The 25,739-nt window shown below is 74.8% G+C and carries 24 protein-coding genes; 14 read left to right on the top strand and 10 right to left on the bottom strand.

Annotation, left to right across the window (positions count from 1 at the left end; translation table 11 throughout):
• Window positions 1-61: 61 nt before the first annotated feature.
• The gene (locus O2V63_RS03555; protein WP_269166186.1) at window positions 62-604 is read right to left on the bottom strand and encodes a MarR family winged helix-turn-helix transcriptional regulator; all 543 of its coding nucleotides are present in this window, start codon (window positions 602-604) and stop codon (window positions 62-64) included.
• A 40-nt stretch (window positions 605-644) separates the two neighbouring features.
• Between O2V63_RS03555 and O2V63_RS03560 the strand changes: the two genes are divergently transcribed.
• Complete coding sequence (locus O2V63_RS03560; RefSeq protein WP_269166187.1) at window positions 645-2,786, top strand: MMPL family transporter; 2,142 nt, start codon at window positions 645-647, stop codon at window positions 2,784-2,786.
• On the opposite strand, the gene O2V63_RS03565 is transcribed toward O2V63_RS03560, so the two are convergent.
• The gene (locus O2V63_RS03565) at window positions 2,716-4,509 is read right to left on the bottom strand and encodes a class I adenylate-forming enzyme family protein (RefSeq protein WP_269166188.1); all 1,794 of its coding nucleotides are present in this window, start codon (window positions 4,507-4,509) and stop codon (window positions 2,716-2,718) included. The two genes, O2V63_RS03560 and O2V63_RS03565, sit on opposite strands and share 71 nt — an antisense overlap.
• Before the next feature lie 94 nt (window positions 4,510-4,603).
• Between O2V63_RS03565 and O2V63_RS03570 the strand changes: the two genes are divergently transcribed.
• The 3 genes from O2V63_RS03570 to O2V63_RS03580 all read left to right on the top strand — a co-directional run bounded on the left by O2V63_RS03570 (window position 4,604) and on the right by O2V63_RS03580 (window position 7,631).
• Complete coding sequence (locus tag O2V63_RS03570; RefSeq protein ID WP_269166189.1) at window positions 4,604-5,458, top strand: patatin-like phospholipase family protein; 855 nt, start codon at window positions 4,604-4,606, stop codon at window positions 5,456-5,458.
• Between the two features lie 29 nt (window positions 5,459-5,487).
• Window positions 5,488-6,252 (top strand): crotonase/enoyl-CoA hydratase family protein, encoded by a 765-nt coding sequence (locus O2V63_RS03575; RefSeq protein ID WP_269166190.1) that lies wholly within the window; start codon window positions 5,488-5,490, stop codon window positions 6,250-6,252.
• A 218-nt stretch (window positions 6,253-6,470) separates the two neighbouring features.
• Window positions 6,471-7,631, top strand: a complete 1,161-nt coding sequence (locus O2V63_RS03580; protein ID WP_269166191.1) for a glycerophosphodiester phosphodiesterase — start codon at window positions 6,471-6,473, stop codon at window positions 7,629-7,631.
• A gap of 95 nt (window positions 7,632-7,726) precedes the next feature.
• On the opposite strand, the gene O2V63_RS03585 is transcribed toward O2V63_RS03580, so the two are convergent.
• Both O2V63_RS03585 and O2V63_RS03590 read right to left on the bottom strand, forming a co-directional pair.
• Window positions 7,727-8,599, bottom strand: coding sequence for a type IV toxin-antitoxin system AbiEi family antitoxin (locus O2V63_RS03585; RefSeq protein ID WP_269166192.1), 873 nt, complete (start codon window positions 8,597-8,599; stop codon window positions 7,727-7,729).
• A gap of 119 nt (window positions 8,600-8,718) precedes the next feature.
• Window positions 8,719-9,228, bottom strand: a complete 510-nt coding sequence (locus O2V63_RS03590) for a MarR family winged helix-turn-helix transcriptional regulator (RefSeq protein WP_269166193.1) — start codon at window positions 9,226-9,228, stop codon at window positions 8,719-8,721.
• Window positions 9,229-9,317: 89 nt separating this feature from the next.
• On the opposite strand from O2V63_RS03590, the gene O2V63_RS03595 reads away from it, so the two are divergent.
• Window positions 9,318-9,875 carry a YceI family protein gene (locus O2V63_RS03595; RefSeq protein ID WP_269166194.1) on the top strand — a complete coding sequence of 186 codons (558 nt, stop codon included), beginning with the start codon at window positions 9,318-9,320 and terminating at the stop codon, window positions 9,873-9,875.
• A 75-nt stretch (window positions 9,876-9,950) separates the two neighbouring features.
• Here the strand turns inward: O2V63_RS03595 and O2V63_RS03600 are convergent, their stop codons facing one another.
• The gene (locus tag O2V63_RS03600; protein WP_269166195.1) at window positions 9,951-12,065 is read right to left on the bottom strand and encodes a putative bifunctional diguanylate cyclase/phosphodiesterase; all 2,115 of its coding nucleotides are present in this window, start codon (window positions 12,063-12,065) and stop codon (window positions 9,951-9,953) included.
• A gap of 185 nt (window positions 12,066-12,250) precedes the next feature.
• On the opposite strand from O2V63_RS03600, the gene O2V63_RS03605 reads away from it, so the two are divergent.
• The 5 genes from O2V63_RS03605 to O2V63_RS03625 all read left to right on the top strand — a co-directional run bounded on the left by O2V63_RS03605 (window position 12,251) and on the right by O2V63_RS03625 (window position 16,652).
• Window positions 12,251-12,589 (top strand): hypothetical protein, encoded by a 339-nt coding sequence (locus tag O2V63_RS03605; protein ID WP_269166196.1) that lies wholly within the window; start codon window positions 12,251-12,253, stop codon window positions 12,587-12,589.
• Window positions 12,590-12,790: 201 nt separating this feature from the next.
• On the top strand, window positions 12,791-14,680 hold the full coding sequence (gene typA / locus O2V63_RS03610; protein WP_269166197.1) for a translational GTPase TypA: 1,890 nt from the start codon (window positions 12,791-12,793) through the stop codon (window positions 14,678-14,680).
• 352 nt (window positions 14,681-15,032) lie between these two features.
• A complete protein-coding gene (locus tag O2V63_RS03615) occupies window positions 15,033-15,512 on the top strand; it encodes a DUF5994 family protein (protein WP_269166198.1) in 480 nt (159 codons plus the stop codon).
• Window positions 15,513-15,674: 162 nt separating this feature from the next.
• The gene (locus O2V63_RS03620) at window positions 15,675-15,896 is read left to right on the top strand and encodes an NAD-dependent epimerase/dehydratase family protein (protein ID WP_269166199.1); all 222 of its coding nucleotides are present in this window, start codon (window positions 15,675-15,677) and stop codon (window positions 15,894-15,896) included.
• 150 nt (window positions 15,897-16,046) lie between these two features.
• Window positions 16,047-16,652 carry a hypothetical protein gene (locus O2V63_RS03625; protein ID WP_269166200.1) on the top strand — a complete coding sequence of 202 codons (606 nt, stop codon included), beginning with the start codon at window positions 16,047-16,049 and terminating at the stop codon, window positions 16,650-16,652.
• A 95-nt stretch (window positions 16,653-16,747) separates the two neighbouring features.
• Here the strand turns inward: O2V63_RS03625 and O2V63_RS03630 are convergent, their stop codons facing one another.
• The 5 genes from O2V63_RS03630 to O2V63_RS03650 all read right to left on the bottom strand — a co-directional run bounded on the left by O2V63_RS03630 (window position 16,748) and on the right by O2V63_RS03650 (window position 21,245).
• Window positions 16,748-17,380: a class I SAM-dependent methyltransferase gene (locus tag O2V63_RS03630; RefSeq protein WP_269166201.1), complete on the bottom strand. Its 633-nt coding sequence runs from the start codon at window positions 17,378-17,380 to the stop codon at window positions 16,748-16,750.
• 9 nt (window positions 17,381-17,389) lie between these two features.
• On the bottom strand, window positions 17,390-18,403 hold the full coding sequence (locus O2V63_RS03635) for an NAD(P)/FAD-dependent oxidoreductase (protein ID WP_269166202.1): 1,014 nt from the start codon (window positions 18,401-18,403) through the stop codon (window positions 17,390-17,392).
• Window positions 18,404-18,514: 111 nt separating this feature from the next.
• Window positions 18,515-19,525, bottom strand: a complete 1,011-nt coding sequence (locus O2V63_RS03640) for a sulfite exporter TauE/SafE family protein (RefSeq protein ID WP_269166203.1) — start codon at window positions 19,523-19,525, stop codon at window positions 18,515-18,517.
• 91 nt (window positions 19,526-19,616) lie between these two features.
• Window positions 19,617-19,745 (bottom strand): putative leader peptide, encoded by a 129-nt coding sequence (locus O2V63_RS03645; RefSeq protein ID WP_269164771.1) that lies wholly within the window; start codon window positions 19,743-19,745, stop codon window positions 19,617-19,619.
• 57 nt (window positions 19,746-19,802) lie between these two features.
• Complete coding sequence (locus tag O2V63_RS03650) at window positions 19,803-21,245, bottom strand: MFS transporter (RefSeq protein WP_269166204.1); 1,443 nt, start codon at window positions 21,243-21,245, stop codon at window positions 19,803-19,805.
• A 111-nt stretch (window positions 21,246-21,356) separates the two neighbouring features.
• On the opposite strand from O2V63_RS03650, the gene O2V63_RS03655 reads away from it, so the two are divergent.
• The 4 genes from O2V63_RS03655 to O2V63_RS03670 are packed head-to-tail and all read left to right on the top strand — an operon-like array spanning window position 21,357 to window position 25,705.
• Complete coding sequence (locus O2V63_RS03655) at window positions 21,357-23,180, top strand: copper resistance CopC/CopD family protein (protein ID WP_269166205.1); 1,824 nt, start codon at window positions 21,357-21,359, stop codon at window positions 23,178-23,180.
• 34 nt (window positions 23,181-23,214) lie between these two features.
• Window positions 23,215-23,958 (top strand): YcnI family copper-binding membrane protein, encoded by a 744-nt coding sequence (locus tag O2V63_RS03660; RefSeq protein ID WP_269166206.1) that lies wholly within the window; start codon window positions 23,215-23,217, stop codon window positions 23,956-23,958.
• A complete protein-coding gene (locus O2V63_RS03665; protein ID WP_269166207.1) occupies window positions 23,955-24,617 on the top strand; it encodes an SCO family protein in 663 nt (220 codons plus the stop codon). Before O2V63_RS03660 ends, O2V63_RS03665 begins: the two co-directional genes overlap by 4 nt.
• Window positions 24,614-25,705 carry a hypothetical protein gene (locus O2V63_RS03670; protein ID WP_269166208.1) on the top strand — a complete coding sequence of 364 codons (1,092 nt, stop codon included), beginning with the start codon at window positions 24,614-24,616 and terminating at the stop codon, window positions 25,703-25,705. Before O2V63_RS03665 ends, O2V63_RS03670 begins: the two co-directional genes overlap by 4 nt.
• Window positions 25,706-25,739 lie beyond the last annotated feature (34 nt).

Raw genomic sequence — 25,739 nt, forward strand, 5'->3', positions numbered from 1 at the left:
CTCGCACGTCACCGGCCGGACGATAGCCGCCGTCGCTGGGTGTCGCGGGGTGGCCGGTCACTCAACCGGGGGTGTCGGCCGCTCCGGGGTTCGGCTGCGGCCCGCCGTCCCGGCCCACTCCGGGTGGTGGCTGGACGGCGGCCAGCACCCGCTCCAGCAGGCCGTGCAGCGTCGCCGCCTCGTCGTCGGTCAGTCCCAGGACGGCGGGGCGGCCCAGCTCGGCCAGCACCGGGCCGGCGGCCAGCAGCGCCCGGTGCCCGGCCTCGGTGAGGTGCACCTCGGACTTCTGCCCGCGGCGGACGGGGCCGGGCCGCTCGACCCAGCCGGCGTCGACCAGCCCGTGCAGCAGGGTGCTCATGCTCTGCGGCGTCAGCTGGAGCCGGCGGGCCAGCTCCGCGGAGGTGAGCGTGTGGGCGCGGGCCAGGTGGACCAGCACCACGAAGGTGTGCGGCCGCAGCCCGACGCTGGCCAGCTCCCGGGTGAAGAGGGCGTTGACCGCCGCGCCGGCCCGGGCGAGGGCGTAGGCGGGGATGCCGGCCGGGTCGTCGGCGAGCCAGCGCGGCAGCTCCGCCCCCGGACCGACTCCGTCCACTGGCTCCTCCACGCAGGACACCGTAGGTTGCCGACAGAGCATCAGTCTCCTGATGGTCGGGGTCGAGGAGGAGAAGATGGGCGCACTGGCCGACTGGGTGCTCGGGCACCGCCGGATCGTGGTGCTCGCCTGGCTGGCGCTCGCGGTCGTGGGCGGTGTGCTCGCGCCGACCACGATCGACCGGCTGGGGTTCGACTTCTCCACCCCCGGTCAGCCGGCCTACGAGGCGAACCAGGCCATCACCCAGCAGTTCGGCAACGGCGGGGGCGCCGACCCGCTGGTGGTCACCGTCCCCCTGCCCGAGGGCAGCACCGTCGCGGAGAACCGGGACGAGCTCGCCGGCGTCGTCGACCGGCTGCGGCAGCCCGGCTGGCGGGTGGCCGGCCCGCTCGACGAGGGCGCGGCCGCCGACGTGCTCGCCGCCGAGGGCACCGCGGTCGCGCTGGTCTGGCCCCCGGCGGTCGAGGGACCGGCGCCCTACGCGGCCGCGCTGCCCCAGCTGGAGGGGGCGCTGCAGGGGGTCACCGTGGCCGGGGCCGAGCCGGTCGTCACCGGCACCCCGGTGCTGGCCGAGGGCGGCGGTGAGGAGCGCCCGATCATCGTGGAGATCGCGCTCGGCGCCGGCGGGGCGATCGTCGTCCTGGCGCTGGTGTTCGGCTCGCTGCTGGCGCTGGTGCCGCTGCTGGTCGCCGCGGTGGCGATCACCACGACCTTCCTGCTGGTGCTCGTCCTGACCACGGTCACCGACGTCAGCTTCATCGTGCAGTACCTGGTCGGGCTGATCGGCCTGGGCGTGGCGATCGACTACTCGCTGCTGGTGGTCATGCGCTGGCGGGAGGAGCGCGCCGCCGGCGCCGACGACCTGGTCGCGGTGCGCACCGCGATGACCACCGCCGGGCGGGCGGTCGTGTTCAGCGGGGTCACCGTCGCGATCTCGCTGCTGTCCCTGGTGGTGCTGCCGCTGCCCTTCCTCCGCACGGTCGGCTTCGGCGGGCTCTTCATCCCGCTGGTCAGCGTGCTCGTCGCGCTCACCCTGCTGCCGGTCGTGCTCGCCTCGGTCGGGCCCCGGCTGGAGTGGCCGCGGCGCCGGCTGCACGGCACGGAGAGCCGCACCTGGCACCGGATCGGGACGACGGTGGTGCGGCACCGCTGGGTGTCCGCGCTGCTGGCCACCGCGCTCCTGCTGCTGCTCGCCTCGCCCGTCCTCGGCATCAAGCTGGGCACCCCACAGGTCTCGGCCATCGCCACCGGGTCGTCCCCGGCGGCGACCGCCTTCCAGCAGCTCACCGGCGACGGCCTGCCCGAGGGGCTGGCCCGGCCCGTCGAGGTGCTCACCGACGACCGCGCCGCGGCCGTCGAGCGGCTGTCCGAGGTCGCGGGCGTGGCCGGGGTGCTGGCGCCGGCGGGGGAGTCGTGGGAGCAGGGCGGGACGGGGCTGGTGGACGTCGTCCTCGCCGACGACCCGTCGTCCACGGCCGGCCGGGAGGCGCTGACCGCCGTCCGTGCGGCCGCCGACGAGCTCCCCGGCGCCCGGGTCGGTGGCACCGCGGCCGGCGACGCCGACTCGGTCGAGGCGATCTACGGCAACGCCTGGTGGGTGCTGCCGCTGGTCGTCGTCATCACCTTCGCGCTGCTCGCCCCGGCGCTGCGGTCGATCTGGCTGCCGGTCAAGGCGCTGCTGCTCAACGTCGTGTCGATCGCGGCCGCCTACGGGATGACCGTGTGGATCTGGCAGGAGGGGAACCTGACCGACCTGCTCTTCGGCGCCTCCGCGACCGGCACGCTCACCTTCTGGGTGCCGGTGGCCGCGTTCTCGTTCCTGTTCGGGCTGTCGATGGACTACGAGGTGTTCATCCTGTCCCGGATCCGGGAGGGCCGGGACGCGGGGATGAGCACCGACGAGGCGACCGTGCACGGCGTGGCGTACACCGGCCGGCTGGTCACCTCCGCGGCGCTGATCCTCTTCCTGGCCTTCGTCGCGCTCTCCACGGTGCCGGTGGTCGACGTGAAGATCTTCGCCACCACGCTGGCGCTGGGCATCCTGCTCGACGCCACCGTCGTGCGCGGGGTGCTCACGCCTGCGCTGGTCGCGCTGTTCGGCGAGGTCAACTGGTGGTGGCCGTTCAGTCGGTCCCGCCGGCGGCCGGCTCATGCGCGCCCACGGCACGCTCACGCGCGCTCAACTCGCGCTTGAGCACCTTGCCGGCCGGCGACACCGGCAGGGCGTCGACGAAGACGACGTCCCGCAGCCGCTTGTACGGCGTCACCTGCTCGTTGACCACCGCCATCACGCCCTCCGCGGTCAGCGCCGCACCGGCGGCGTCGGCCCGCCGCACCACGTAGGCGACCGGCAGCTCGCCGGCCTCCGGGTCGGGCCGGCCGACCACCGCGGCGGCCGCCACCCCGGGGGTGCCGAACAGGATCTCCTCCAGCTCGCGCGGGAAGACGTTGTAGCCCTTGTAGAGCAGCATGTCCTTGGTGCGGTCGACGATCGCCAGGTAGCCGTCGGCGTCGAGCACCCCGACGTCGCCGGTGTGGAACCAGCCGTCGGGGTCGATCGACTCCGCAGTCGCGTCCGGGCGCCCGGCGTACCCGCGCATCAGCTGCGGGCCGCGCAGGCAGACCTCGCCGCGCTCCCCGGCCGGCAGCGGGTCGCCGCCGCCGAGCGGTCGGATGCTGACCTCGGTGTCCGGCAGCGGGACGCCGACCGTGCCGGCCTTGCGGATGCCCGAGGTGTGCGGCGGGTTGCCGGTCGCCATCATCGTCACCTCGGTCAGCCCGTAGCCCTCGGCGATCACCACCCCGGGCACCAGCGCCGCCATCCGTTCGATCAGCGGCACCGGCAGCGGCGCCGCACCGCTGGAGAACCCGCGCACGCTGGACAGGTCGGCGTCGGCGATCCCGGGGACCTGCAGCAGTGCGACGAACACCGGCGGCGCCCCGCCGATGCTGGTCACCCGGTACCGGACGGCGTCGGCGACGTAGAGCGCCGGGTCGAACCGGTCGTGGACCACGACGGTGGAGCCGCTGAGCACCTGCCCGTTGAGGTAGCCGATCACCCCCATCGCGTGGAACCAGGGCGTCAGGTTGATCAAGGTGGCGGTGCCGAGGCGGGTGGGGTGCTCGGCCGGGCTGCTGAACTGGTCCAGCGTGACGTCGCCCGCGGCGTCCAGGGCGGGTACCGAGCCGGTGGTGAAGCAGGCCGACTGCAGCACGTTGGTGACCACGGCCCGGTGCGGCAGCTCCACGCCCTTGCTCACCCCGGTGGTGCCGCCGGTGTAGGCAAGGTGCGCCAGGGCGGTGACCGGGTCGAGGTCCGCGTCGCGGTGGGCGTCGGTCGGGTCGGCGGCCAGCAGGTCGCCGAGGGAGACGGCGTCCGGCAGGTCGGCGAGGTCGACGGCGGCGGACGGGTCGGCGATCTGCTGCGGGCCGGTGACCACCACGGTCTGCACCGCCGTGCCGGCCAGCGCCGCGCGGACGACGGGCAGCACCGGTTCCCAGGTGACCAGTGCCCGGGCGCCGGCGTCGGCCAGCTGGTGCGCCAGCCCGGCCGGCGGGAGCAGCGGGTTGGTGGGGGAGAAGGTCGCCCCGGCCAGCAGCACGCCGTAGTAGACGGCCGGGTACTGCAGGCAGTTCGGCAGGTGCACGGCCACCACGTCGCCCCGGCCGATGCCGCGGGCGGCGAGCCCGGCGGCCACCGCGTGTGCCCGGCGGCCGAGCTCGGTGAACGACAGCGCCACGTCGTGGTGGACGAAGGCCGTCCGGTCGCCCCAGCGGCGCACCGCGGCCCGCAGCACCGAGCCCACCGGGACGAGCGGGTAGTCCAGCGAGCGGGGCAGCCCGGGGGGCCAGGGGGACCGCTCGGCAGCCGGCTCGTTCGGTGTCGTGGTGGTGCCGTGGGCCTGCGTCGTCGTCATCCGTCGTCCTCCCGCGCAGCGTCGTTGCTGAGGCCTCAGGGTGGCGTACGTCACCCTCTGCGTCGAGACCGACGTCGTGCGTCAGGATGGCCCGATGAGCTCCCAGCGCACGGCCCTGGTCCTCGGTGGCGGCGGCATCACCGGCATCGCCTGGGAGATCGGGATCGTCGCCGGGCTCGCCGAGGCCGGCATCGACCTGACCACCGCCGACCTCGTCGTCGGCACCTCGGCGGGCTCGGTGGTCGGGGCCCTGCTCACCACCGGCGCCGACGTCGAGTCGTTGCACGCGCGACAGCTGGAGCCGGTCGGTCCGCACGAGCGCGCATCCCGACTCGGCCGCGGCACGCTGGCCCGCTACGGGTTGGCCATGCTGCTGGCCCGCCGCGACGACGCGGCCTTCCGCCGCCGGATCGGGCAGCTGGCGCGCACCGCCGCCGACACCGGCCGGACGCCTTCGGAGGAGGAGCGCCGGGCCGCGATCGACGCCCGGCTCGCCGGGGCGCAGTGGCCCGACCGACCGCTGGTGGTCACCGCCATCGACACCGCCGACGGTGAGTTCACCACCTTCACCCGGAAGTCCGGGGTCGACCTGGTCACCGCGGTGGGCGCGAGCTGCGCGGTCCCGGGCGTCTACCCACCGGTGACCGTCGGCGACAAGCGGTACATGGACGGCGGCATGCGCTCCACGGCCAACGCCGACCTGGCCGCCGCCTACGACCGGATCGTGGTGATCGCGCCGCTGCCGCGCGGCACCGGCCCGATGGCCAGCGTCGACGCCCAGGTCACCGGCCTGGTCAGCCGGGTCGCCGTCGTCTCCCCGGACCAGGCGAGCCGGTCCGCCATCGGCAAGAACGTGCTCGACCCCGCCGCCCGCGCCCCCTCGGCCCGCGCCGGGCGCACCCAGGCGGCCAGCGTCGCCGCCCGGGTAGCCGACGTGTGGCAGGGCTGACCCACGCCGACCGGACGAGAGGACAGGCCATGACCGCACCAGTGCTCACCGAGGTGACCGACGGGGTCGGGGTGCTGACCTTGAACCGGCCGGAGGCGAAGAACGCCGTCGACCTGGCGACGACCGAGGCGCTGGCGGCCGCGATCGACGAGTTCGAGGCCCGGGACGACGTCGCCGTCCTCGTGCTGACCGGCGCCGGCGGGACCTTCTGCGCAGGCATGGACCTCAAGGCCTTCGCCCGCGGCGAGCGCCCGCGGATCGAGGGCCGCGGGTTCGCCGGGCTCACCGAGGCGCCGCCGGCCAAGCCGCTGATCGCCGCGGTCGAGGGCTGGGCGCTGGCCGGCGGCTGCGAGCTGGCCCTGAGCGCGGACCTGGTGGTGGCCGCCCGGGACGCCCGGTTCGGCATCCCGGAGGTCAAGCGGGGGCTGTTCGCCGCCGGCGGCGGGGTGTTGCGGCTGGCCAAGGCGCTGCCCTACCAGCGGGCGATGGAGATGGCGCTGACCGGTGACCCGCTGCCCGCCGAGGAGGCGCACCGGTTCGGCCTGGTCAACGTCCTCACCGAGCCAGGCGGTGCGCTGGCCGGGGCGCGGGAGCTGGCCGCGCGGATCGCGGTCAACGGCCCGCTCGGGGTCCGGGCCAGCAAGCAGCTGATCGCCGGGTCGGTGGGCTGGACCGACAAGGCCGCGCTCGAGGGCCAGCGGGAGCTGGCCGACCGGGTGTTCGGCTCGGCCGACGCGCTGGAGGGCGCCCGGGCCTTCGCCGAGAAGCGCCCCCCGGTCTGGCGCGGCGAGTGACAGCCCAGCGGGCTTCCCGGGCCGGGGAAGCCCGCTGGGCTGTCACTCGGTGAGTGCGGCGGCCCCAGCGCCGGCGGCGACTCGCCGGGCGACTCGCCGACGCGCCGACCGACTTCACCCGGTGTTCGCCGCGCATTGCCTGTGCGACGGCTGAGGCCCCACTGTGCTGGGTGGCGGGCCGCCGGCGATGGTCGCCGTCCGAGCCCGTGGGGGTCCCGATGAGCCGTACGTCCCGGCTGTCCGCCGCTGTGCCGACCGCCCTGCTCGCCGTCCTGCTGTCCCTGGTGGTCGCCCCGGCGTCCTCGGCCACTCCGCCGAGCAGTGCCGACCACGGTGTCGACCCTGCCGAGGACCTGCTGGTCATCGGTCACCGGGGGGCCTCCGGCTACCGGCCGGAGCACACGTTGGCCTCCTACGAGCTGGCCGCCCGGATGGGCGCGGACTACATCGAGTGCGACGTGGTCAGCACCGCCGACGCGGTGCTGGTCTGCCGGCACGAGAACGAGATCTCCGGCACCACCGATGTCGCCGATCGCCCGGAGTTCGCCGACCGGCAGACGACCAAGACGGTCGACGGCGTCGAGCTGACCGGCTGGTTCACCGAGGACTTCACGCTGGCCGAGCTGCAGACGCTGCGCGCGGTCGAGCGACTGCCCGAGCTGCGGGAGGAGAACACCCTCTACGACGGCCTCTTCGCGGTGCCGACCCTGGACGAGTTCCTGGAGCTGCGCGCCGACCTCAGCCGTGAGCTGGACCGGGAGATCGGGGCCTACATCGAGACCAAGCACCCGACCTACTTCGACTCGATCGGGCTGTCGCTGGAGGAGCCGCTGCTCGCCGACCTGCGCGAGGCGCGCGTCGACCGCCGCCACTCGCCGGTCTTCCTGCAGTCCTTCGAGACGACGAACCTCCGTGAGCTGGACGCGGCTGGCGTCAAGGTGCCGCTGGTGCAGCTGCTGTCGGCCAGTGGTGCCCCGGCCGACCTGGTCGCCGCGGGCCAGCCGTACACCTACGCCGACCTCTCCAGCCCCGAGGGCCTGGCCGTGATCGCCCGCTACGCCGACGGGGTGGGCCCGGAGAAGTCGCAGGTGATCCCGCTGGAGGACGACGGGACGCTGGGTGAGCCGACCTCCTTCGTCGCCGACGCCCACGCCGTCGACCTGCTCGTGCACCCGTACACGTTCCGCAACGAGAACGCCTTCCTGCCGGCCGAGCTCGACGAGGGCACCGACCCGGCGGCCTACGGCCAGGCGATCGCCGAGCAGCTGGCGTTCTGGGAGGCCGGCGTGGACGGCATCTTCACCGACAACCCGGACACCGGCGTGCTCACCCGCGACCTGTTCCTGGACGCGGACGTCGAGCTGGCGCCGGCCGCCTGACGCAGCCGCGGGCGGGCCACCCGGCCCGCCCGCGGTCAGGGCGCGCCGAGTGACAGCCCGGCGGGCTTCCCCGGCCCGGGAAGCCCGCTGAGCTGTCACTCGCCGAGTACGGCGGCGATCCTCGCGAGCAGCTCGGCGGGGGAGTGCAGGTCGGCGGCGGTGACGAACAGGACCCGCCAGCCTGCGGCCTGGAGGGCCTCGATCCGCCGGCGGTCCGCGGCGACGCGGGTGGTGTGCCACGCGCCCTCGTACTCCAGCGCGATGCGGCGCTCCGGCCAGCCGAAGTCGACCCGCGCCAGGAACACCCCGCCGTGCCGGACGACGTGCTGGGCCACCGGTGGTGGCAGTGCCGACCGGGAGAGCAGCAGCCGGAGCCGGGTCTCCGGAGGTGAGGCGGCCAGCCCGTCGGCGAGTGCGCACGCCGTCCGGGCCCGGCGGCACCCGCGGCCGGTCAGCTCGGCGGCCGTCATCCGCAGGGTCGCCAGCGTGGTGGTCCGCGCCGCCACGAACCGGTCCAGCAGGACGACGCCCTCATCGAGGGGGAGCCGTCCGGCGAGCTCCAACGCGGTCGTCTCCGGCGCGGTCGCGCGGACCCCCTCGACGGGACGCACCCGCTCTCCGGGGAGGACGCGGCGGCGCACCGCCACTCCGGGAGTGGCGCCACGGGGCGTCCCCGGCGCGACGGTCACCTCCACGTCGTCCTCCGGCCGGGCGAGGTCGGTCAGCCCCCAGAGCTCCGCGGCGCTGACCCCGGAGACGACGCCGTGCGGGAGCAGCAGCCGGCCCACCGCCCGGGCGCGGACGGCGTGCGTGACCTCGAGGGTGGCGTCGGCGTAGACGTCGGGGAACAGCCGCACCCAGGCGCCGCTGCGCAGGTCGTCGCGGGTCAGCAGGCCGCCGCGGACGGCTGCCGTGCCGCGGAAGACGCGGCCGCGGAGTCGCTCGGGACGGCGGGTCGGGCGGGGCACCGTCGCACCCTGCCGCAGCAGGGCAGGTCGCCGCTGCCGCCGTCCACAGCCGGTGAGTGGCAGCGCAGCGGGCTTCCCCGGCCCGGGAAGCCCGCTGCGCTGTCACTCGGTGCGGGCGGCTACGCCTCGTCGTTCAGGTGGCGCAGCAGGGTCTCGCCGATGTCCTGCATGGCGGCGACCTGCTCCGGGCTGAGCTGGTCGAACAGGTGGCTGCGCACGCTCTCCACGTGCACCGGAGCCGCACCCTCCAGGGCTGCGAACCCCTCGTCGGTGAGGACGGCGAGCTGCCCACGCCCGTCCTCGGGGCAGACCTGCCGGCGCACCCACCCGCGCTCCTCGAGCCGGGAGACCGCGTGGGACAGTCGGCTGCGGGAGGACAGGCAGCGTTCGGCGAGCTGGCTCATCCGCAGCTGCCGGCCCTCGGTCTCCGACAGCTGGACGAGGATCTCGTAGTAGGCGTGCGAGATGCCCGTCTCCCGGGTCAGCTCGCGGTCGAGCCGGTCGTCGAGCAGCATCCAGCTGTACAACCAGGCGCGCCAGGCGCGCTGTTCCTCGGCGTCCAGCCAGCGCGTCGTGGTCGCGGCGGCTGCGCCCGCCGCCCGCGTCGCGGGGGACACGTCACTCGTCATGGTGCGAGGGTACTGGCGGAATACTCAAGCATTCAACTACGCTACCGCCGGACGCAGACAGTCAAACGCTCAACCACTCGGAGGTCACCATGGCCAGCACCACCCAGATCCCCGGTTACGTCGTCGGCACGTGGGACATCGACGCCTCCCACTCCACGGTGGGCTTCTCGGTCCGCCACATGATGGTCAGCAAGGTCCGCGGCTACTTCCGGGAGTTCTCCGGCGAGATCGTCACCGCCGAGGACCCGTCGCAGTCCGCGGTGCACGCCACGATCGACATGGACTCGATCGACACCCGCCAGGAGCAGCGCGACGCGCACATCAAGTCCGCGGACTTCTTCGACGTCGGCAACCACACGGTCATGGAGTTCCGCTCCACCGGCGTGCGCAACAAGGGCGAGGACTGGGTCGTCGAGGGCGACCTGACGATCAAGGGCATCACCAAGCCGGTCACCCTGGCCCTGGAGCTCAACGGCTTCGGCCCGGACGCCTACGGCGGCACGCGCGCCGGGTTCTCCGGCAAGACCTCCATCTCCCGCAAGGAGTTCGGCGTCGACATCGACATGCCGATGGACGGCGGCGGCGTCGTCGTCGGCGACAAGATCGAGGTCGAGCTCGAGATCGAGGGCGTGCTCCGCACCGCCTGAGGAAGGACCCCGTCCTCCTGAGGACGGCCCTGACAGCAGAGCTCCCACCCGGCCGGGTGGGAGCTCTGCTGCGTCTCAGGGCTGGGCGGGCAGGCGCTGGCGCCCGGTCTGCCGCCGGCCCTCGGTGAGCAGCGCACCCAGCCGGTCGCCGGTCACCGGCGGGGAGAGGTGGTGGCCCTGGGCGTAGGAGCAGCCCACCCGGCGGGCCAGCTCCAGCTGCTCGGCGGTCTCCACCCCCTCGGCGAGCACCGCCATGTCCAGCGCGGCGCCCAGGGCGGCGACCGCGCCGAGGAGCGCGCCAGGGGCCGTGGCGACGGCCGTCAGTGGCCCGGCGACGAGTGCGCGATCGGCCTTCAGCACGTCCGCGGGCAACGAGGCCACCGCCGCCAGGGAGCTGTACCCGGCTCCGAAGTCGTCGATGGCGATCCGGACGCCGTGGGCGCGCAGGGCCCGGAACTGGGCCACCGCGTGCTCGGGATCGCGCGCCAGCGCCGTCTCGGTCAGCTCCAGCACGAGGCTCCCCGGGTCCAGGTCGCGCCCGACCAGCGCCTCGAGGACGTCGTCGACGAGCGTGCCGGAGGAGAGGTGGACGGCGCTCACGTTGACCGCCACGGTCAGCTCGTGCCCCTCGGTCCGCCACACCACGGCCTGGTCGATCACCCTCCGCAGCAGCCAGCGGGTGATCGGCACGATCGCCCCGGTCTCCTCGGCGATCGGGACGAACCCGGCGGGCTCCAGTCGGCCGCGGTGCGGGTGGTCCCAGCGCAGGAGCGCCTCGCACCCGGTCACCTCGCCGCTGGGCAGGTGCACCACTGGCTGCCAGTGCACGGTCAGCTGGTCCAGCGCTGCCGCGTTCCGCAGGTGGCTGACGACCTGCCACCGGTCCTCCAGGGTCGCGCGCAGCGCCGGGGTGAAGTGCAGGTGCTGGTCCCGGCCGTCGGACTTCGCGGCGTACATCGCGGCGTCGGCGTCCCGGAGCAGGTCCTCGGGCCCGGTGTGCGCCGGGTCGGAGGTGGCCGTCCCGATGCTGGCGGTCAACGACAGCCGGGTCCCGGCCAGCTCGAAGGGGTCGTCGAAGACCGCGCGGAACCGCCGGGCCAGCAGCTCCCCGGCTCCGGCGTCGCAGTCGCGGGCGACCACGACGAACTCGTCCCCGCCCAGCCGGCCGACCACGTCGGTGGCGCGGGTCCGCTGCGACAGCCGGGCCGCCAGCTCCTGCAGCAGCAGGTCGCCGGCCGAGTGCCCGAGCGAGTCGTTGACCTGCTTGAACCCGTCGACGTCCAGGTACAGGACGGTCACCGGGCCGCCGTCCTCGGCCAGCGCCCCGGCGATCGTCTCGTGCAGGGCGGCCCGGTTGGGCAGCTCGGTGAGGTGGTCGTGGCGGGCCTGCCAGGCGGCCTGCTGTTCGGCGCGCACCCGGTCGGTGATGTCGGTGTGGGTGACGACGACGCCCGGTCCGCCGTCCACCGGGAAGGCCTGCAGGTGCCACCAGCTGCCGGACGGTGCGGTGCCGGCGGCGGGCGGTTGGCAGTAGTCGAGGGAGAAGGACGGCGCCCGCCGCTCCAGCACCGCCTCCAGGCCCTCGACCGCGATCCGGGCGTCGGCGTCGCCCGTGGCGGCCAGCGCCCGGCAGGCGGCCAGGTAGTCGTCGCCGGTCTGGCACGCGGCCGGCCGCCCCGCCGTCGTCGTCCCCAGGGCCCAGGCCGCGTTGGTGGTCAGGATCGTCCCGTCACCGTCGAGGATGGCCGTCCGGGCCGGTAGGGCATTGAGCACCGACCGGACCAGCGACGACTCCGCGGCCCGCTCCTCGTCCAGGGTGCGGCGTTCGTGCACGTCGCGGAAGAAGAGGACCAGGTCGTCGAGGACGGGGTAGGTCCGCACCTCGAACCACCGGTCCAGCGGTTCGTAGAAGAACTCCAGATGCTGGCTCTCACCCGTCGCCCGGGCCCGGCGGACCGACTCCTGCCACGCGGCACCGGGCCCGTCCGGGAACTGGGTCCACAGCACCTGGCCGACGAGCTCGGCGGCCGTCCGCTCCAGCAGCCGCTCGGCGGCGGCGTTGACCCAGGTGTAGCGGTACTCGGCGTCCAGGAAGCAGACCGCCTCGCTGATCGAGGTCAGCGCCTCCGTGGTCCGCGCGCGCCAGGACCCGTCGGCCACCCACGGTGGTGGCTCGATGTGCTGGGTCATCGGCGACTCCTCGCACCGTCCGACGGACTCGGACGGCGAACCGTACCGCCCAGGACCACCGATCAGCCTGCGCTGCGCCCGGCCGCCCGCAGGGAACGCGCAGGTGGACGACGGACCTCCGTCGACGCTGGGCCGCCGCCCGGGAGCGACCCCACCGGCCCGCGGACGCTGGGACACTGGGCGGCATGTCGACCTCGACCCTCAGTCGCGTGCAGACCCGCTTCCCGTCGGCCGTCGCGGTGGCCGTCGGACTGGCCGCCGGGTTCGGCGTGGCCCAGGGCACCGGGGTGCGGGCGCTCGGCGGCGTCGTTTTCGCCGCGGGGGGTCTGGCCGCCGGCTGGCTCTGGTACCGCCGTCGCGGGGCGGGGATCGCCGCCGTGCTGGCGGTCGGCTACGTGGCCGCCTTCGTCCTGGCGCACGTGCTGGCGATCGGCGTCGGCTGGCCGGCCTGGCTGGCGGTCGGGCTGGTCACGGTGGTCGCCGCCGCGGTGTCCTGGGTGGTGGCAGACCGGCCGTCGTCGTGAGGCCTCGGTCCAGAGGCTCGTCCCGAGCCTGCGAGGGATGAGGGGGACCAAGTTGCTCCAAGAGTGGTAGACCGGTCACAGCCGCCCGGCGGGGGACTGACGTCCCCTACCATGGGAAGGTCTCGGCCGCCCGTGCCGTTGCACCTGTCGCGCGCCGCTGCGCGCAGACCCCCACGCGATCCCCCTGAGGTGCCTCTCCGCATGCCCACCCGCAACGACCTGCGCAACGTGGCGATCGTCGCCCACGTCGACCACGGCAAGACGACCCTGGTCGACGCCCTGCTCCGGCAGGCCGGTGCTCTGGGCCGTGCCAAGGGCGAGGGAACCGACAACGACTCGACCCAGGACCGGGTCATGGACTCGATGGACCTCGAGCGCGAGCGCGGGATCACCATCCTGGCCAAGAACACCGCGATCCACCTGCGCGACGACGAGGGCAACCCGGTCGTCGTGAACATCGTCGACACCCCCGGCCACGCCGACTTCGGTGGCGAGGTCGAGCGCGGCCTGTCGATGGTCGACGGCGTCGTCCTGCTCGTCGACGCCTCCGAGGGCCCGCTGCCGCAGACCCGGTTCGTGCTGCGCAAGGCGCTCGCCAAGGGGATGCCGGTCATCCTCGCGGTCAACAAGACCGACCGGCAGGACGCCCGCATCGAAGAGGTCGTCGACGAGTGCTACGAGCTGTTCCTGGAGCTGCTCGAGGACGCCGGGCTCCCCGCAGAGGCGCTGGAGTTCCCGATCGTCTACTGCAACGGCCGCACCGGCCAGGCCTCGCTGAACAAGCCCGAGAACGGCACCGTCCCGGACAGCGAGGACCTCGGCCCGCTGGTCAAGACCCTGCTGGACACCATCCCGGCGCCGGTCTACGACGCCGAGGAGCCGCTGCGCGCGCAGGTCACCAACCTCGACGCGTCCCCGTTCCTGGGCCGGCTCGCGATGCTGCGCATCCACTCCGGTGAGATGAAGCGCGGCCAGCAGGTCGCGTGGTGCAAGGTCGACGGCACCATCGACCGGGTCAAGATCACCGAGCTGCTGGTCACCGAGGGCCTCACCCGCACCCCGGCCGAGAGCGCCGGCCCCGGCGAGCTGGTCGCGATCGCCGGCATCGAGGACATCATGATCGGCGACACCCTCGCCGACCCGAACGACCCGCGCCCGCTGCCGCCGCTGACCGTCGACGAGCCGTCGATCTCCATCACCATCGGGATCAACACCTCGCCGCTGTCGGGCAAGTCGGGCAAGAAGGTCACCGCCCGGCTGATCAAGAACCGCCTGGACCAGGAGCTGGTCGGCAACGTCTCGGTGCGGATGCTGCCCACCGAGCGCCCCGACACCTGGGAGATGCAGGGCCGCGGCGAGCTGGCCCTGGCGATCCTGGTCGAGCAGCTGCGCCGCGAGGACTTCGAGCTCACCGTCGGCCGCCCGACCGTGGTCACCAAGGAGATCGACGGCAAGCTGCACGAGCCGGTGGAGCGGGTCACCATCGACACCCCCGGTGAGTACGTCGGCACCCTCACCCAGGCGCTGGCCGTCCGGCGCGCGCGGCTGGAGAACCTGGTGCACCACGACACCGGCTGGGCGCGGATGGAGTACATCGCGCCGTCCCGTGGGCTGATCGGGTTCCGCACCGAGTTCCTCACCGAGACCCGGGGCACCGGCGTCTTCAACCACCAGCTCGAGGGCTACGAGCCGTGGCTGGGCGACATGCGCGCCCGGCCCACCGGCTCGCTGGTCGCCGACCGCTCCGGCGTGGCGACGACGTACTCGATGTTCTCGCTGCAGGAGCGCGGCCAGATGATGGTCGAGCCGGCCACCGAGGTGTACGAGGGCATGATCGTCGGGGAGAACTCCCGTCCCGACGACATGGACGTCAACATCACCAAGGAGAAGAAGCTCACCAACATGCGCAAGTCCACCTCCGAGGAGCTGGAGCGGCTCATCCCGCCGCGGATCCTCAACCTGGAGCAGGCGCTGGAGTTCTGCGCCGAGGACGAGTGCGTGGAGGTCACCCCCGGCACGGTGCGGGTGCGCAAGGTGGAGCTGGACCAGACGATCCGCGGGCGCTCCAAGAACCGGAAGCCCAAGCCCTGACGAAGGACCCCCTCGCCCCCCACCGCTCGCAGGCTCGCGGCGGGGCCCTGCGAGGGGGCCGGACGAGCTGACCGACGCCGTCGTCCCCCTCGGGGGACGGCGGCGTTCGTCGTCCCGGGGGTCGGCGCGCCGACGAGGTCTGCTGAGGCGGGTGGGGTCTCTGTGTCGAGAGTTGCTGCTCGATCACGGTTCGTGATGGCCCGCCGAGCGAGGCGGCAGGGTTCGGTGGCTCTCCTCGTGGCGCGCCGGGGTGTCGCGGTGGCAGTCGTACGTTCCGGTCCGGAGAGGTGTGCGCGGCAGGGGGAGGCCGGGCGCACCTGGGGGAACGGTGTGAGAGGTGGTCGGGGAGCCGATGACGGTCCAGCGGGCAGCAGGTTTCCGGAACGGGATCGACGTGCGGGTGCGGCTGCGCCCGGCGACGGCAGCGACCGACGGGACGTTCGACGGCGCGTGGTGGCCACGCAGCCGGCTGCTCTCCGTCGAGCTGCCCGAGCTGGCGGCGGCGCTGCAGAGCCTGGGCGTGCGGATCGACCGCTTCACCTACGCCGTGGGCGCTTGGGACGAGCCGCCGGCCCGCAAGATGCTGATCGGCGACCGCACGGTGCGCACCGGCGGGTTCGCGAGCATGGACCAGCAGCTGGTCTCCCTCACCGTCGACGGCGAGCGTCGGGTCGACCTCCTCGTGGTCCCGCCGGAGGCCGACGCGCTCACCGGCGTCCGGGCGCTCCGCCTCGCCGGCCTGCGCGAGGACGCCGGAAACCCGCAGCGCGGGCTGCTCACCGCCCCGTCCCGGTCGCAGGTCGTCCCGCTGACCGGCGTCCGCGCCGGCTGACGAGGTCGCGCCCGGCACCCTGAGCCGGTCCGGCTGGGGTTGAGCCGCGTCAGCACGCGGCTCAACCCACTCCCGGGCGGCTCAACCCGGACGGCGCCACGAGCACTGCGCCGGGAGCGAACCGGCTGGACGGCGGCCGGACGGCTGCGCTGAGGTCGGGGCATGCGACTCCTCGTCCTCGGCGGCACGCACTTCCTCGGCCGGCACGTCGTCTCCGTGGCGCTGGACCGCGGCCACGAGGTGGCCACGTTCACCCGCGGGGTCTCCGGCCCGCCGCCGGCCGGCGCCCAGGCACTCACCGGCGACCGGGACGACCCAGCCGCCCTGTCGACGGCACTGGACGGCTGGCGCCCCGAGCTGGTCGTCGACACCTCCTGCCAGTAGAAGGACCCTCGTGCCCCCCGGCACTCGCAAGCTCGCACCGGGACCCTGCACGAGGGCCGGCACCTGAACGCCTACCGGGACTGGCCGCCGGAGCCGGTCGCCGGCGAGCAGGAGCCGACCTGGGACTCCGACGAGGACACCTACGGGCCGGTGAAGGCGCACGCCGAGCGGGTGTTGGACGCGGCGCTGGGGGAGCGGTTCCTGACCGCCCGGGCCGGGCTGATCGTCGGGCCACACGACCCCCTCCACCGGCTGGGCTGGTGGCTGGACCGGATCGCCGCCGGTGGGCGGGTCGTCGTCCCGGCCGAGGGGCTGGACCAGCCGATCGCCCTGGTCGACGCCCGCGACCTGGCCGGCTGGCTGGTGGAGATGGCCGAGCGCGGGCAGGGCGGCCCGGTCAACGCCACCGGTCCGGCCGGGATGACGACGTTCGGCGGGCTGCTGGACACCTGCCGCGAGGTCACCGGTGGCGACGCCGAGTGGGTGCCGGTGTCCGAGGCGGACCTGCTGGCGGCCGGCGTCCAGGAGTGGACGCACCTGCCGCTGTGGCTGGCCGCCGGCACCGCGCGCACCGCCTGGGACGTCGACACCGCCCGAGCCCGGGAACTCGGCCTGCCCACCCGCCCGGTGCGCGACTCGGTCACCGACACCTGTGCCTGGATGCAGACCGGTGACCGCCCGCAGCCCCCGGCCGGCCGGGAGCTGCCGGGGCTCCCTCCCGACCTGGAGCAGCGGCTGCTGTCGTCTGCGGGTTGACCCGGCCCGGAGGGGGTTGAGCCGCGTCCGCACGCGGCTCAACCCACCCTCAGGTGGCTCAACCCGCCCGACCCCGCAGGCCCGACCCCGCAGGCTCAGCTGCGGTGGCGGACCCGCACCACCTCGTCGGCGTGGTGATGGCCGTTCTCGCCGGCCGGCCGCGGCTGGGTGCCGGCCAGGACGACGTCCCACTCCTGCAGGTCCAGGTCGGCGAGGACGTCGGCGGCCGTGGCGAAGCGGTCCGCGCCCCACATCGCGGCGCGCTCCTCGTCGTATCCGTGACCGATCCACAGGAGCGTGCCGCCCGGGGCGACGGCCGCAGCCAGCCGGGGCACCAGCACCCGGCGCACCGCGGCCTCCGGGTGCAGGAAGTGGCCGGTGACCAGGTCGAACGCCGCGGCGGCGGGCTGCCAGGTGGCGACGTCGCCCTGCACCCAGGTCGTCCGGTCGCCGAGCCCGGCGGCGGACGCCTGGGCGGCGCCGCGGTCGAGGGCGGTCTGCGACCAGTCCAGGCCGGTCACCTGCCAGCCGCGGGAGGCCAGCCACAGGGTGTCGCCGCCCTCGCCGCAGCCGACGTCCAGGGCCCGCCCCGGGGACAGGTCGGCCGCCTGGGCGGCGAGCGTGGGGTTGACCCGGCCGCTCCAGAGCGCCGCCGCGGCGGCGTAGCGATCCTCCCAGGCGGCGTGGTCGTGGAGGTCGTTCGCCGGCTGCTGCTGGTGGTCGTGCACCGTTCCTCCTCAGATCCCGTGCCGGCGGTCGCCGAGCACCTGGTCGCACAGCTCCCGCTCGACGTCGGGGGAGAAGACCCGGCGTCCGGCCACGGCCCGGCGGGTGTCCTCCATGATCAGGTCGGCGTTGACCGCGGCCCCGGCGGTGAGCCCGGCCGCGGCCGAGCTGATCACCTGGGCCTTGATGTCGGTGACGTTCCCGGCCGCCCACACCCCGGGGACGGCGGTCGCGCCGGTCCCGTCCACCGGCACCCCGCTGCCCATCACCAGCTCGCCCATCCGGTGCTCGACCGCCTCGAGCCCCAGCGACTCCAGGACGCCGGCCCGTGCGGTGAACCGCGGGGCCACCACCACCACGTCGCGGCCGAACACCGTGCCGTCGTCGAGCCGGACGCCGGCCAGCTTGCCGTCGGCGGACTCCAGGCCGGCGACCTCGCCGACGACCACGCTGATGCCCCGTGCGGCCAGCTGTTCCCACTCCTCCTCGGTGGGCTGCGGGCCGGTGTGCAGGAAGAGGGTGACGTCGGCGCTCCACTGCCGCCACATCAGCGCCTGGTGCACGCCGGCGGCACTGGTGGCCAGCACGCCGATCGCCTGGTCACGCACCTCCCAGCCGTGGCAGTACGGGCAGTGCAGGACGGCGCTGCCCCAGAGCTCGCGCACCCCCGGGACGTCGGGCAGCTCGTCGACCAGCCCGGTGGTCACCAGCAGTCGCCGGCTGCGCACCGACCGCCCGTCGGCCAGCCGCACCTCGAAGCCGCCGTCGACCGGGGCGGCGGAGGTGACCTCGCCGTCGGTGAACTCCCCGCCGTAGCCGGCCACCTCGCCGCGGCCGATCGCCAGCAGCTCGCGCGGCGGCGTGCCCTCGCGGCCCAGGTAGTTGTGTGCGTGTGCGGCGGGGGCGTTGCGGGGAGCCCCGCCGTCCACCACCAGCACCGATCGGCGGGCGCGGCTGAGCGCGAGCGCACCGCTCAGGCCGGCGGCGCCACCGCCGACCACCACCACGTCGTACTCCGTCTCCACCGTGCGCTCCTCTGCTCGGACGGCGGGTCACCGGGGTGGTGGACCGCCAGGTCCGACAGTGCGCCGGGAGAGACGAAGGTGGCAACGATCCTTGCCGCTATGGCAAAGGCGTCAGCGAGGTGTGCGGCACACCGGGACGTCGTCGACGTCGACCGACGCCACCTGGTTGGGGTGCGCCCGGCGCTCGGCCCGGGCCGCCCGCTCCTGCTCGGCCAGCTGCTCCGCCTCGGCGACCAGCGCCTCGGCCGCCTCCTGCGCACGCTCCCTGCGGTACTCGCGGAACGACCAGACCACCGCTGCCGCCCAGGTCACGTAGACGACCGCGAGCACCGCGTACCGGACCGGGTCGCTGGCGCCGACCCAGTCGCTGCTGAGCAGGCTCGTCGCGTTGGTGGAGACGATCATGCCGCCGACCCCGGCGCCCAGCAGGCGCGGCGGGACGAACCGGACCAGCCAGGCGGCCAGCGGTGCGGCGACCAGGCCACCGGCCAGCAGGCCGAGCACCCAGAAGGCGTTGATGCCCTGGCTGCCGAGGGCGAAGAGGAAGCCCAGGCTCGCGGCGAGGGAGACCAGGAACTCCGAGGTGTCGATCGAGCCGATCGTCTTGCGCGGCTCCATCCGGCCGCTGGCCAGGATGGCCGGGGTGCTGACCGGGCCCCAGCCGCCACCGCCGGTGGCGTCGATGAAGCCGGCGGTCAGGCCGAGGGGGGCGAGGAACCGGGTGCGCATCGGCTTGCCCAGCTGGCGCTTGTCGATGCCACGCAGGGTGAAGCGGGCCAGCAGGTAGAGGCCCAGGCCCAGCAGGATCAACGACATCACCGGCCCGGCGACGGCGGTGGAGATGTTCGACAGCACGGTCGCCCCGGCGAAGGCACCGATCGCGCCCGGGACGCCGATCTTGGCGACGACCTTCCAGTCGACGTTGCCGAACTTCCAGTGCGACAGACCCGAGGCGAGGTTGGTGCCGATCTCGGCGAGGTGCACCGTGGCCGAGGCGGCGGCCGGGTTGGTGCCGATGGCGAGCAGCAGCGTCGTCGAGGTGACGCCGTAGCCCATGCCCAGGCTGCCGTCGACGAGCTGGGCGCCGAGGCCCGCGAGGGCGAGCAGGATCAGGGTCTTCACGAGGGAGGTGCTCCGGGTTCCAGGGTGCGGGCGCGCCGGGAGAGGGCGCAGCGGACCGCGGTGGACGAGGGGCGCCGGACGGCGCGGGAGGTCAGCGGGCCGGACAGGCGGCGGTGCTGACCCGGAGCAGGTCGACGTGCAGGCGGCTCACCAGGAAGGCGCCGGGGAGGGCGGACGGGAGGCGGGTGGGGAGCCCACCGGTGCTCGCCGTCGTCGTCACGCCGACATTCCTACCATGTTGGTAGAGATTGTGGGCAAGGGGACCGCGAGGGCCCCGTCACGTCCGCAGGACGTCGTTGCGCACGGTCGCCCAGGAGACCGCGGCGCCCAGCACCATCACCCCCGCACAGAGGCCCACGGCCAGCGAGTACCCGGAGCTGAACGACGCGGCGTCGGTGTGGTCGTCGCCGGAGAGCCCGACCGCCACCGGCAGTGCCGCGATCGCGAGCAGGTTCGCCGCCCGGGCGACGGCGTTGTTCACCCCGCTGGCCACCCCGGCCAGGTGGTCGGGGGCGGCGCCGAGCACGGTCGCGGTCAGCGGGGCCACCACCAGCGACATGCCCAGCCCCAGGCCGAGCGAGCCGGGCAGCACGTCGACCCAGTACGAGCTGCCGGGACCGACCCGGGTGAGCCACAGCAGGCCACCGGCGGCCACCAGCGGGCCGGCGGTCATCGGCAGCCGCGGCCCGATCCGCTGGGCGAGCGCGCCGGCCCGGGCCGACAGCAGCGTGATCACCAGGATCGTGGGCAGCAGCGCGGCGCCGGCCGCGGTGGCGTCGTAGCCGAGCACGGTCTGCAGCTGCAGGACGAGGAAGAACATGACCCCGCCCAGCGCCCCGTACACCGCCAGGGTGCTCAGGTTGGCGCCGGTGAACTGCCGGTCGGCGAAGATCCCCAGCGGCAGCATCGGCTGGGCCGCCCGGCGCTCCCGGACGACGAACGCCGCTCCGGCGAGCGCGCCTACGGCGGCGGCGACCCACACCTCCGGGCTCCCGGGGTCGCTGCCCGCCGAGATCAACGCGTCGGTGACCCCGGCCAGGGCCAGCGCGCCGAGGACGGCGCCGAGCACGTCGAAGCGCCCGGTGCGCCCGGGGTCCCGGCTCTCCGGCAGGTGCCGGGCGGCCACCAGGACGACGACCACCGCGAACGGCACGTTGATCCCGAACACCCAGCGCCAGCCCACCGTGTCGACCAGGGAGCCGGCCAGGAACGGGCCGACCAGCCCGGCCAGCCCACCCAGCGCCGACCACAGGCCGATCGCCCGCGGCCGGTCCTGGTGCCGGAAGGAGGCCTGGATGATCGCCAGGCTCCCGGGGGTCAGCAGCGCTCCGCCGACGCCCTGCAGCACCCGCGCGGTGACGAGCTGGCCGGTCGTCTGCGCCAGCCCGCAGGCCAGCGAGGCGACGGCGAACCAGACGACCCCGAGCACGAAGACCCGGCGGCGTCCGTACCGGTCGCCCAGGGAACCGCCGAGCAGGACGAGGGAGGCCAGCGCCAGCGTGTACCCGGTCACCGTCCACTGCAGGCCGGACAGGGACGAGCCGAGGTCCCGGCTGATCGAGGGGAGCGCGACGGTGACCGCGGTGGCGTCGAGCAGCGCCATGGCGGAGGCGAGCACGGTGGCCAGCAGCACCCAGCGGCCCGGGGCGGTGCCCAGCGCGACCGGCTGACCGGCGACCGGTGGTGGCGTCCCGGCCGCGGCGGGCGGGGTCGCGGTCACCGGGCCATCCTGATGGACGGCGGTGGATGCGCGCCTCCGGTGTGGGCCGGCTCTCGTCCCCGCCCACGTGCGGCCGGGAACTGGACGGCGGACCCGGACGACTGTGCAACCGTGCAGCAGCAGGAGCGGACCCGGCGAGCAGCCCACCGCCGTACCGGGGTGGGGGTGCGCCGGCTGTCCGGCGCCGTCCTGCTGCTGGGGGTGCTGCTCGGCGTGCTCGTCGACGTGGGCACCGCGCGGCCGGCGGCCGCGCACGCCACCGTGGTGACGACGATGCCGGCCGACAGCGCGCGGCTGGACTCCGCGCCGGCCGAGGTGGTCATCGAGTTCGACGAGCCGGTCTCCCTGGGCGCCGGCTACGCGCGGGTGCTCGACGGCGACGGCGAGCGGGTGGACACCGGGGCCGCCGAGGTGCGCGGCAGCACCCTCACCGTGCCGGTGCGCGACGGGCTGCCCGACGCGGGCTACGTGGTCACCTACCGGGTGGTCTCGGCGGACTCCCACCCCGTCTCCGGGGCCTTCTCCTTCGCAGTGGGGAACGGGGAGCTGGTGGCGGCCGGCTCCGTCGGCGAGGGGGACGGCGCAGACCCGGGCGTGGCCGTGGCGCTGCCGGCCGCCCGGTGGCTGAGCTACCTCGGCCTGACCCTCGGGCTCGGCGTGCCGCTGGTGCTGGCCACCTGCTGGCCGGGGGGCTGGGCGGTGCCGCGGCTGCGGCGGCTGGCCGGTGCCGGGCTGGCCGCGGTCGTGGTCGGTGGGCTGCTCTCGCTGCTGCTGCAGGGGCCCTACGCCGCCGGGAACGGACTCGGGTCGCTGGTGGACCCGCAGTTGCTGGGCACCACGCTGGACTCGACCTTCGGCCGGACGCTGCTGCTGCGGGTGGTGGTCGCCGCGCTGCTGGCCGCCGTCCTGCTGCGGAGCTGGCGGCGGGGGAGGGCCCCGGGGACGGGCTGGCTGATCGCTGCCGCGGTGCTCGCCGCTGCGCTGGTCGTCGCGGTCGCCGCGGTGGGTCACCCGGTCGCCGGGCCGCTGCCGGTGCTGGCCGTGGCGGTGGCCGCCGTGCACGTCGCGGCGATGAGCGCCTGGCTGGGCGGGCTGGTCGCGCTGTTCGCCGGCGCCCTCCGCGGGCCGACGCCGGCGGGGGAGCTGGCCGCCGCGCTGCCCCGCTGGTCGTCGCTGGCGGCCGGCTGCATCGGCGCGCTGGTGGTCACCGGGGTGCTGCAGTCGGTCCGCGAGGTCGGATCGGTGTCCGCGCTCTTCGCCACCACCTACGGCTGGGTGCTGGTGGCCAAGGTCGCACTCGTGCTGCTGGTGCTGGTCGCCGCGCTGGTGAGCCGGGACTGGGTGCAGCAGCGGGTGGGCACCCGCCGCCGCCCCTCGCGCCGGGTCGTCGCGCAGGCGTTCGCCGCCGGGGAGGCCCCCACCACCGACGGCACTGCCACGGGAGACCCCGCCACCGAGGACCCTGCCGCCGAGCCGCCGGCGACGATCGGCGTGCTGCGCCGGGCGGTGCTGGTCGAGGTCGTCGGGGCGGCCGTCGTCCTCGCGCTGTCCGCGGTGCTGGTCGGCACGCCGCCGGCGAAGGCCGCCGTCGCCCAGCCGGTCGAGGTGACCCTGCCGCTCCAGTCGGCCGGTGGCACGACCGGCGCCGGCACGGTGCAGGTCCTCCTCGACCCGGCCACCCCCGGGCCGACCACGCTGCACCTCTACCTCTTCGACGCCGACGGGCGGCTGACCCAGCCGCAGCAGATCGGGGTCACCCTCACCGAGGTGGGGCAGGAGATCGGCCCGCTGGACGTCGACCTCGCCCCCGCCGGGCCGGGCCACTACGTCGGCGACCCGACGCTGCCCACCACCGGCACCTGGACCCTGACGGCGACCGTCCGGCTGGACGAGTTCACCGCGGTCACCGCCAGCACCGTCTTCCCGGTGCGCTGACATCCCCTGCACGACACCGATCCGAGGAGAACCGTTGTCCCTGTCTCTGCTCCGTCCCGCGCGCCGTCCGGCCGTCGTCCTGCTGACCGCGCTGCTCGCCTCGACGGGGCTGCTCGTCGCCGGCACCGGGGTCGCGTCCGCGCACGTCACCGTCTCCTCCGGGGACGCCGCGCCGGGTGGCTACGGCAAGCTCACCTTCCGGGTGCCGAACGAGAGCGACACCGCCAGCACGGTCGGGCTGCGCGTCCAGGTGCCCACCGACACCCCGCTCACCTCGCTGCGGGCGCAGCCGGTACCCGGCTGGACCGTCTCGATGACCGAGGCGCAGCTCCCCGAGCCGGTCGAGGTGCACGGCGAGCCGGTCGAGCAGGCCGTCTCGGTCGTGGAGTTCCGGGCCGAGGAGGGGCAGGGCATCGCCCCGGGCCAGTTCGAGGAGTTCTCCCTCTCCGGCGGACCGTTCCCGGAGACCGACGAGCTGACCTTCAACGCGGTGCAGACCTACAGCGACGGCACCGAGGCGGCCTGGATCGAGCCCACCGTCGACGGCCAGCCCGAGCCGCGGTACCCGTCGCCGGTGCTGTCGCTGGCGGCGGAGGGTGCCGACACCCCGACCGACACCCCGACCGACACCGCGGCGACGGCCGACCCGGCAGCGGACGCCGAGGGGAGCGACGGCACGGCGGTCACCGCGCTGGTGCTGGCGGTGCTCGGGCTGCTCGCCGGGCTGGGCGGTCTGTTCCTCGGTCTGTCCGCTCGCCGACGTACCGTGTCCTCGTGAGCTCTGCTTCCCGTCCGGCCCGCACCGGGCTGACCGCGCTGGCCCTCTCGACCGGTCTGCTGCTGGCCGGCTGTGGCGGCGACGCCGGTGCCGAGGCCGCCGGGCACGACCACGAGTCGGCAGAGGCCCCGGCCACGCTGGAGGGCGGGGTGCGGGAGGGCGGCATGCAGCTGGTCGACCCGTACCAGAAGCCGGACTTCACGCTCACCGACACCAGCGGTGCACCGTTCGACTTCGCCGAGCAGACCGCGGACGGGCCGACGCTGCTGTTCTTCGGCTTCACCCACTGCCCGGACATCTGCCCGACCACGATGGCCGACGTCATGCTCGCCCTGGGCGAGGTCGACCCGGCGGTGGCGGAGAAGACGTCGGTGGTGTTCGTGACCACCGACCCGGCGCGGGACACCCCCGAGGTGCTGGGGGATTACCTGGACCGGTTCGACGCCGGCCTGCCGACCCAGTTCATCGGGCTCACCGGCGACCAGGAGCAGATCGACCAGGCGCAGCTGGCCGCCGGGGTGCCGCAGGCGCAGAACGGCGGCGAGAGCCACTCGGCGCTGCTGCTGCTCTACGGCACCGACGGGGAGGCCGACGTCGCCTTCGACTCGGCGAACACCGCCCGCGACATCGCCACCGAGCTGGCTGCCGTCGCCGGGTGAGCCCCGCCCGGCACGTCTGGACGACCGGCGTGGGCCGGGCCCTCGTCGTCCTGCTCGGGGTGCTGGCCGTCCTCGCCGTCGCGGCACCCGCGTCGGCGCACGTGGGCGGGGGCGCGGCGGGCAGCGACTTCGACGCCGCCGTCCGGACGGTGTCCCCGGAGCTGCCGGGGGTGAGCGTGCGGGTGCTGCAGTTCGGTGACGAGCTCGAGGTGGTCAACGAGACCGACACCGAGCTGACGGTGCCGGGGTACTCGGGCGAGCCCTATCTGCGGATCGGTCCGGACGGCGTCTGGCGCAACGCCGCGAGCCCGGCGACGTACCTGAACCTGGACCGGTACGGGCGCACGCCGATGCCGGACGGCGTCGACATCACCGCGGCGCCGCGCTGGGAGCAGGTCTCCACCCAGTCGCAGTACGTGTGGCACGACCACCGGACGCACTGGATGACCCAGGACCTGCTCCCCCCGGTGGTGGCCGCGGACCCGTCCCAGCCGCACACGGTGATCGAGTGGACCGTGCCGATGACCCACGGCGACACCGACGTCGTCGTCGAGGGGGTGCTCACCTGGAGCCCGCCGCCACCGGCCTGGCTGGTCTGGCCCGGCTACGTCCTGCTGCTGGCCGGTACGGTCGCGGCCGGCTGGCTCGCCCGCGGTCCCCGGCCGCTGGCCGCCGTGCTCGCCCTGGGTGCGCTGGCCGCGATCTACCACGCGCTGGCCACCCCCGAACCGCCGAGCAGCGTCTCCTCGCACGTCGGGGCGATCGTGTCCGCCCTGCTCCCGGCGCTGCTGGTGTTGCTGGCGGCGGCGATCGGGGTGCGCGCCGCCGCTCGTGGGCGCGGCGTGCTGACCGGCCTGATGGCGGTGGTGGTCGGCTGGCTGCTGCTGGTGCAGGGCCTGCCCGACGTCGACGTGCTGTGGACTGCGAACGCGCTGACCGCCGGGCCGCAGGTGCTGGTCCGGGTGGCGGTCGCAGTGCTCGTCGCCGGCGGGCTGGGGCTGGTCCTCGGCGGGGTCGGCGCGGTCCGGCGGTTCCGGGACGACGCCCGCGCCCCGGGGGACCCGGTCGGCGAGCCCGCCCTGCACTGACGCAGTCGACTTGTCGACTGGTCGACGAGTCGGT

It is taken from the genome of Modestobacter sp. VKM Ac-2977 (assembly GCF_026968045.1).
In the GTDB taxonomy this organism is placed as follows: domain Bacteria; phylum Actinomycetota; class Actinomycetes; order Mycobacteriales; family Geodermatophilaceae; genus Modestobacter.

Excerpts from the sequence above, each read along its gene's own strand:
- O2V63_RS03560 (WP_269166187.1), top strand. The coding sequence starts at position 645 with ATGGTCGGGGTCGAGGAGGAGAAGATGGGCGCACTGGCCGACTGGGTG.
- O2V63_RS03565 (WP_269166188.1), bottom strand. The coding sequence starts at position 4,509 with ATGACGACGACGCAGGCCCACGGCACCACCACGACACCGAACGAGCCG.
- O2V63_RS03570 (WP_269166189.1), top strand. The coding sequence starts at position 4,604 with ATGAGCTCCCAGCGCACGGCCCTGGTCCTCGGTGGCGGCGGCATCACC.
- O2V63_RS03575 (WP_269166190.1), top strand. The coding sequence starts at position 5,488 with ATGACCGCACCAGTGCTCACCGAGGTGACCGACGGGGTCGGGGTGCTG.
- O2V63_RS03580 (WP_269166191.1), top strand. The coding sequence starts at position 6,471 with ATGAGCCGTACGTCCCGGCTGTCCGCCGCTGTGCCGACCGCCCTGCTC.
- O2V63_RS03590 (WP_269166193.1), bottom strand. The coding sequence starts at position 9,228 with ATGACGAGTGACGTGTCCCCCGCGACGCGGGCGGCGGGCGCAGCCGCC.
- O2V63_RS03595 (WP_269166194.1), top strand. The coding sequence starts at position 9,318 with ATGGCCAGCACCACCCAGATCCCCGGTTACGTCGTCGGCACGTGGGAC.
- O2V63_RS03600 (WP_269166195.1), bottom strand. The coding sequence starts at position 12,065 with ATGACCCAGCACATCGAGCCACCACCGTGGGTGGCCGACGGGTCCTGG.
- O2V63_RS03605 (WP_269166196.1), top strand. The coding sequence starts at position 12,251 with ATGTCGACCTCGACCCTCAGTCGCGTGCAGACCCGCTTCCCGTCGGCC.
- typA (WP_269166197.1), top strand. The coding sequence starts at position 12,791 with ATGCCCACCCGCAACGACCTGCGCAACGTGGCGATCGTCGCCCACGTC.
- O2V63_RS03615 (WP_269166198.1), top strand. The coding sequence starts at position 15,033 with ATGACGGTCCAGCGGGCAGCAGGTTTCCGGAACGGGATCGACGTGCGG.
- O2V63_RS03620 (WP_269166199.1), top strand. The coding sequence starts at position 15,675 with ATGCGACTCCTCGTCCTCGGCGGCACGCACTTCCTCGGCCGGCACGTC.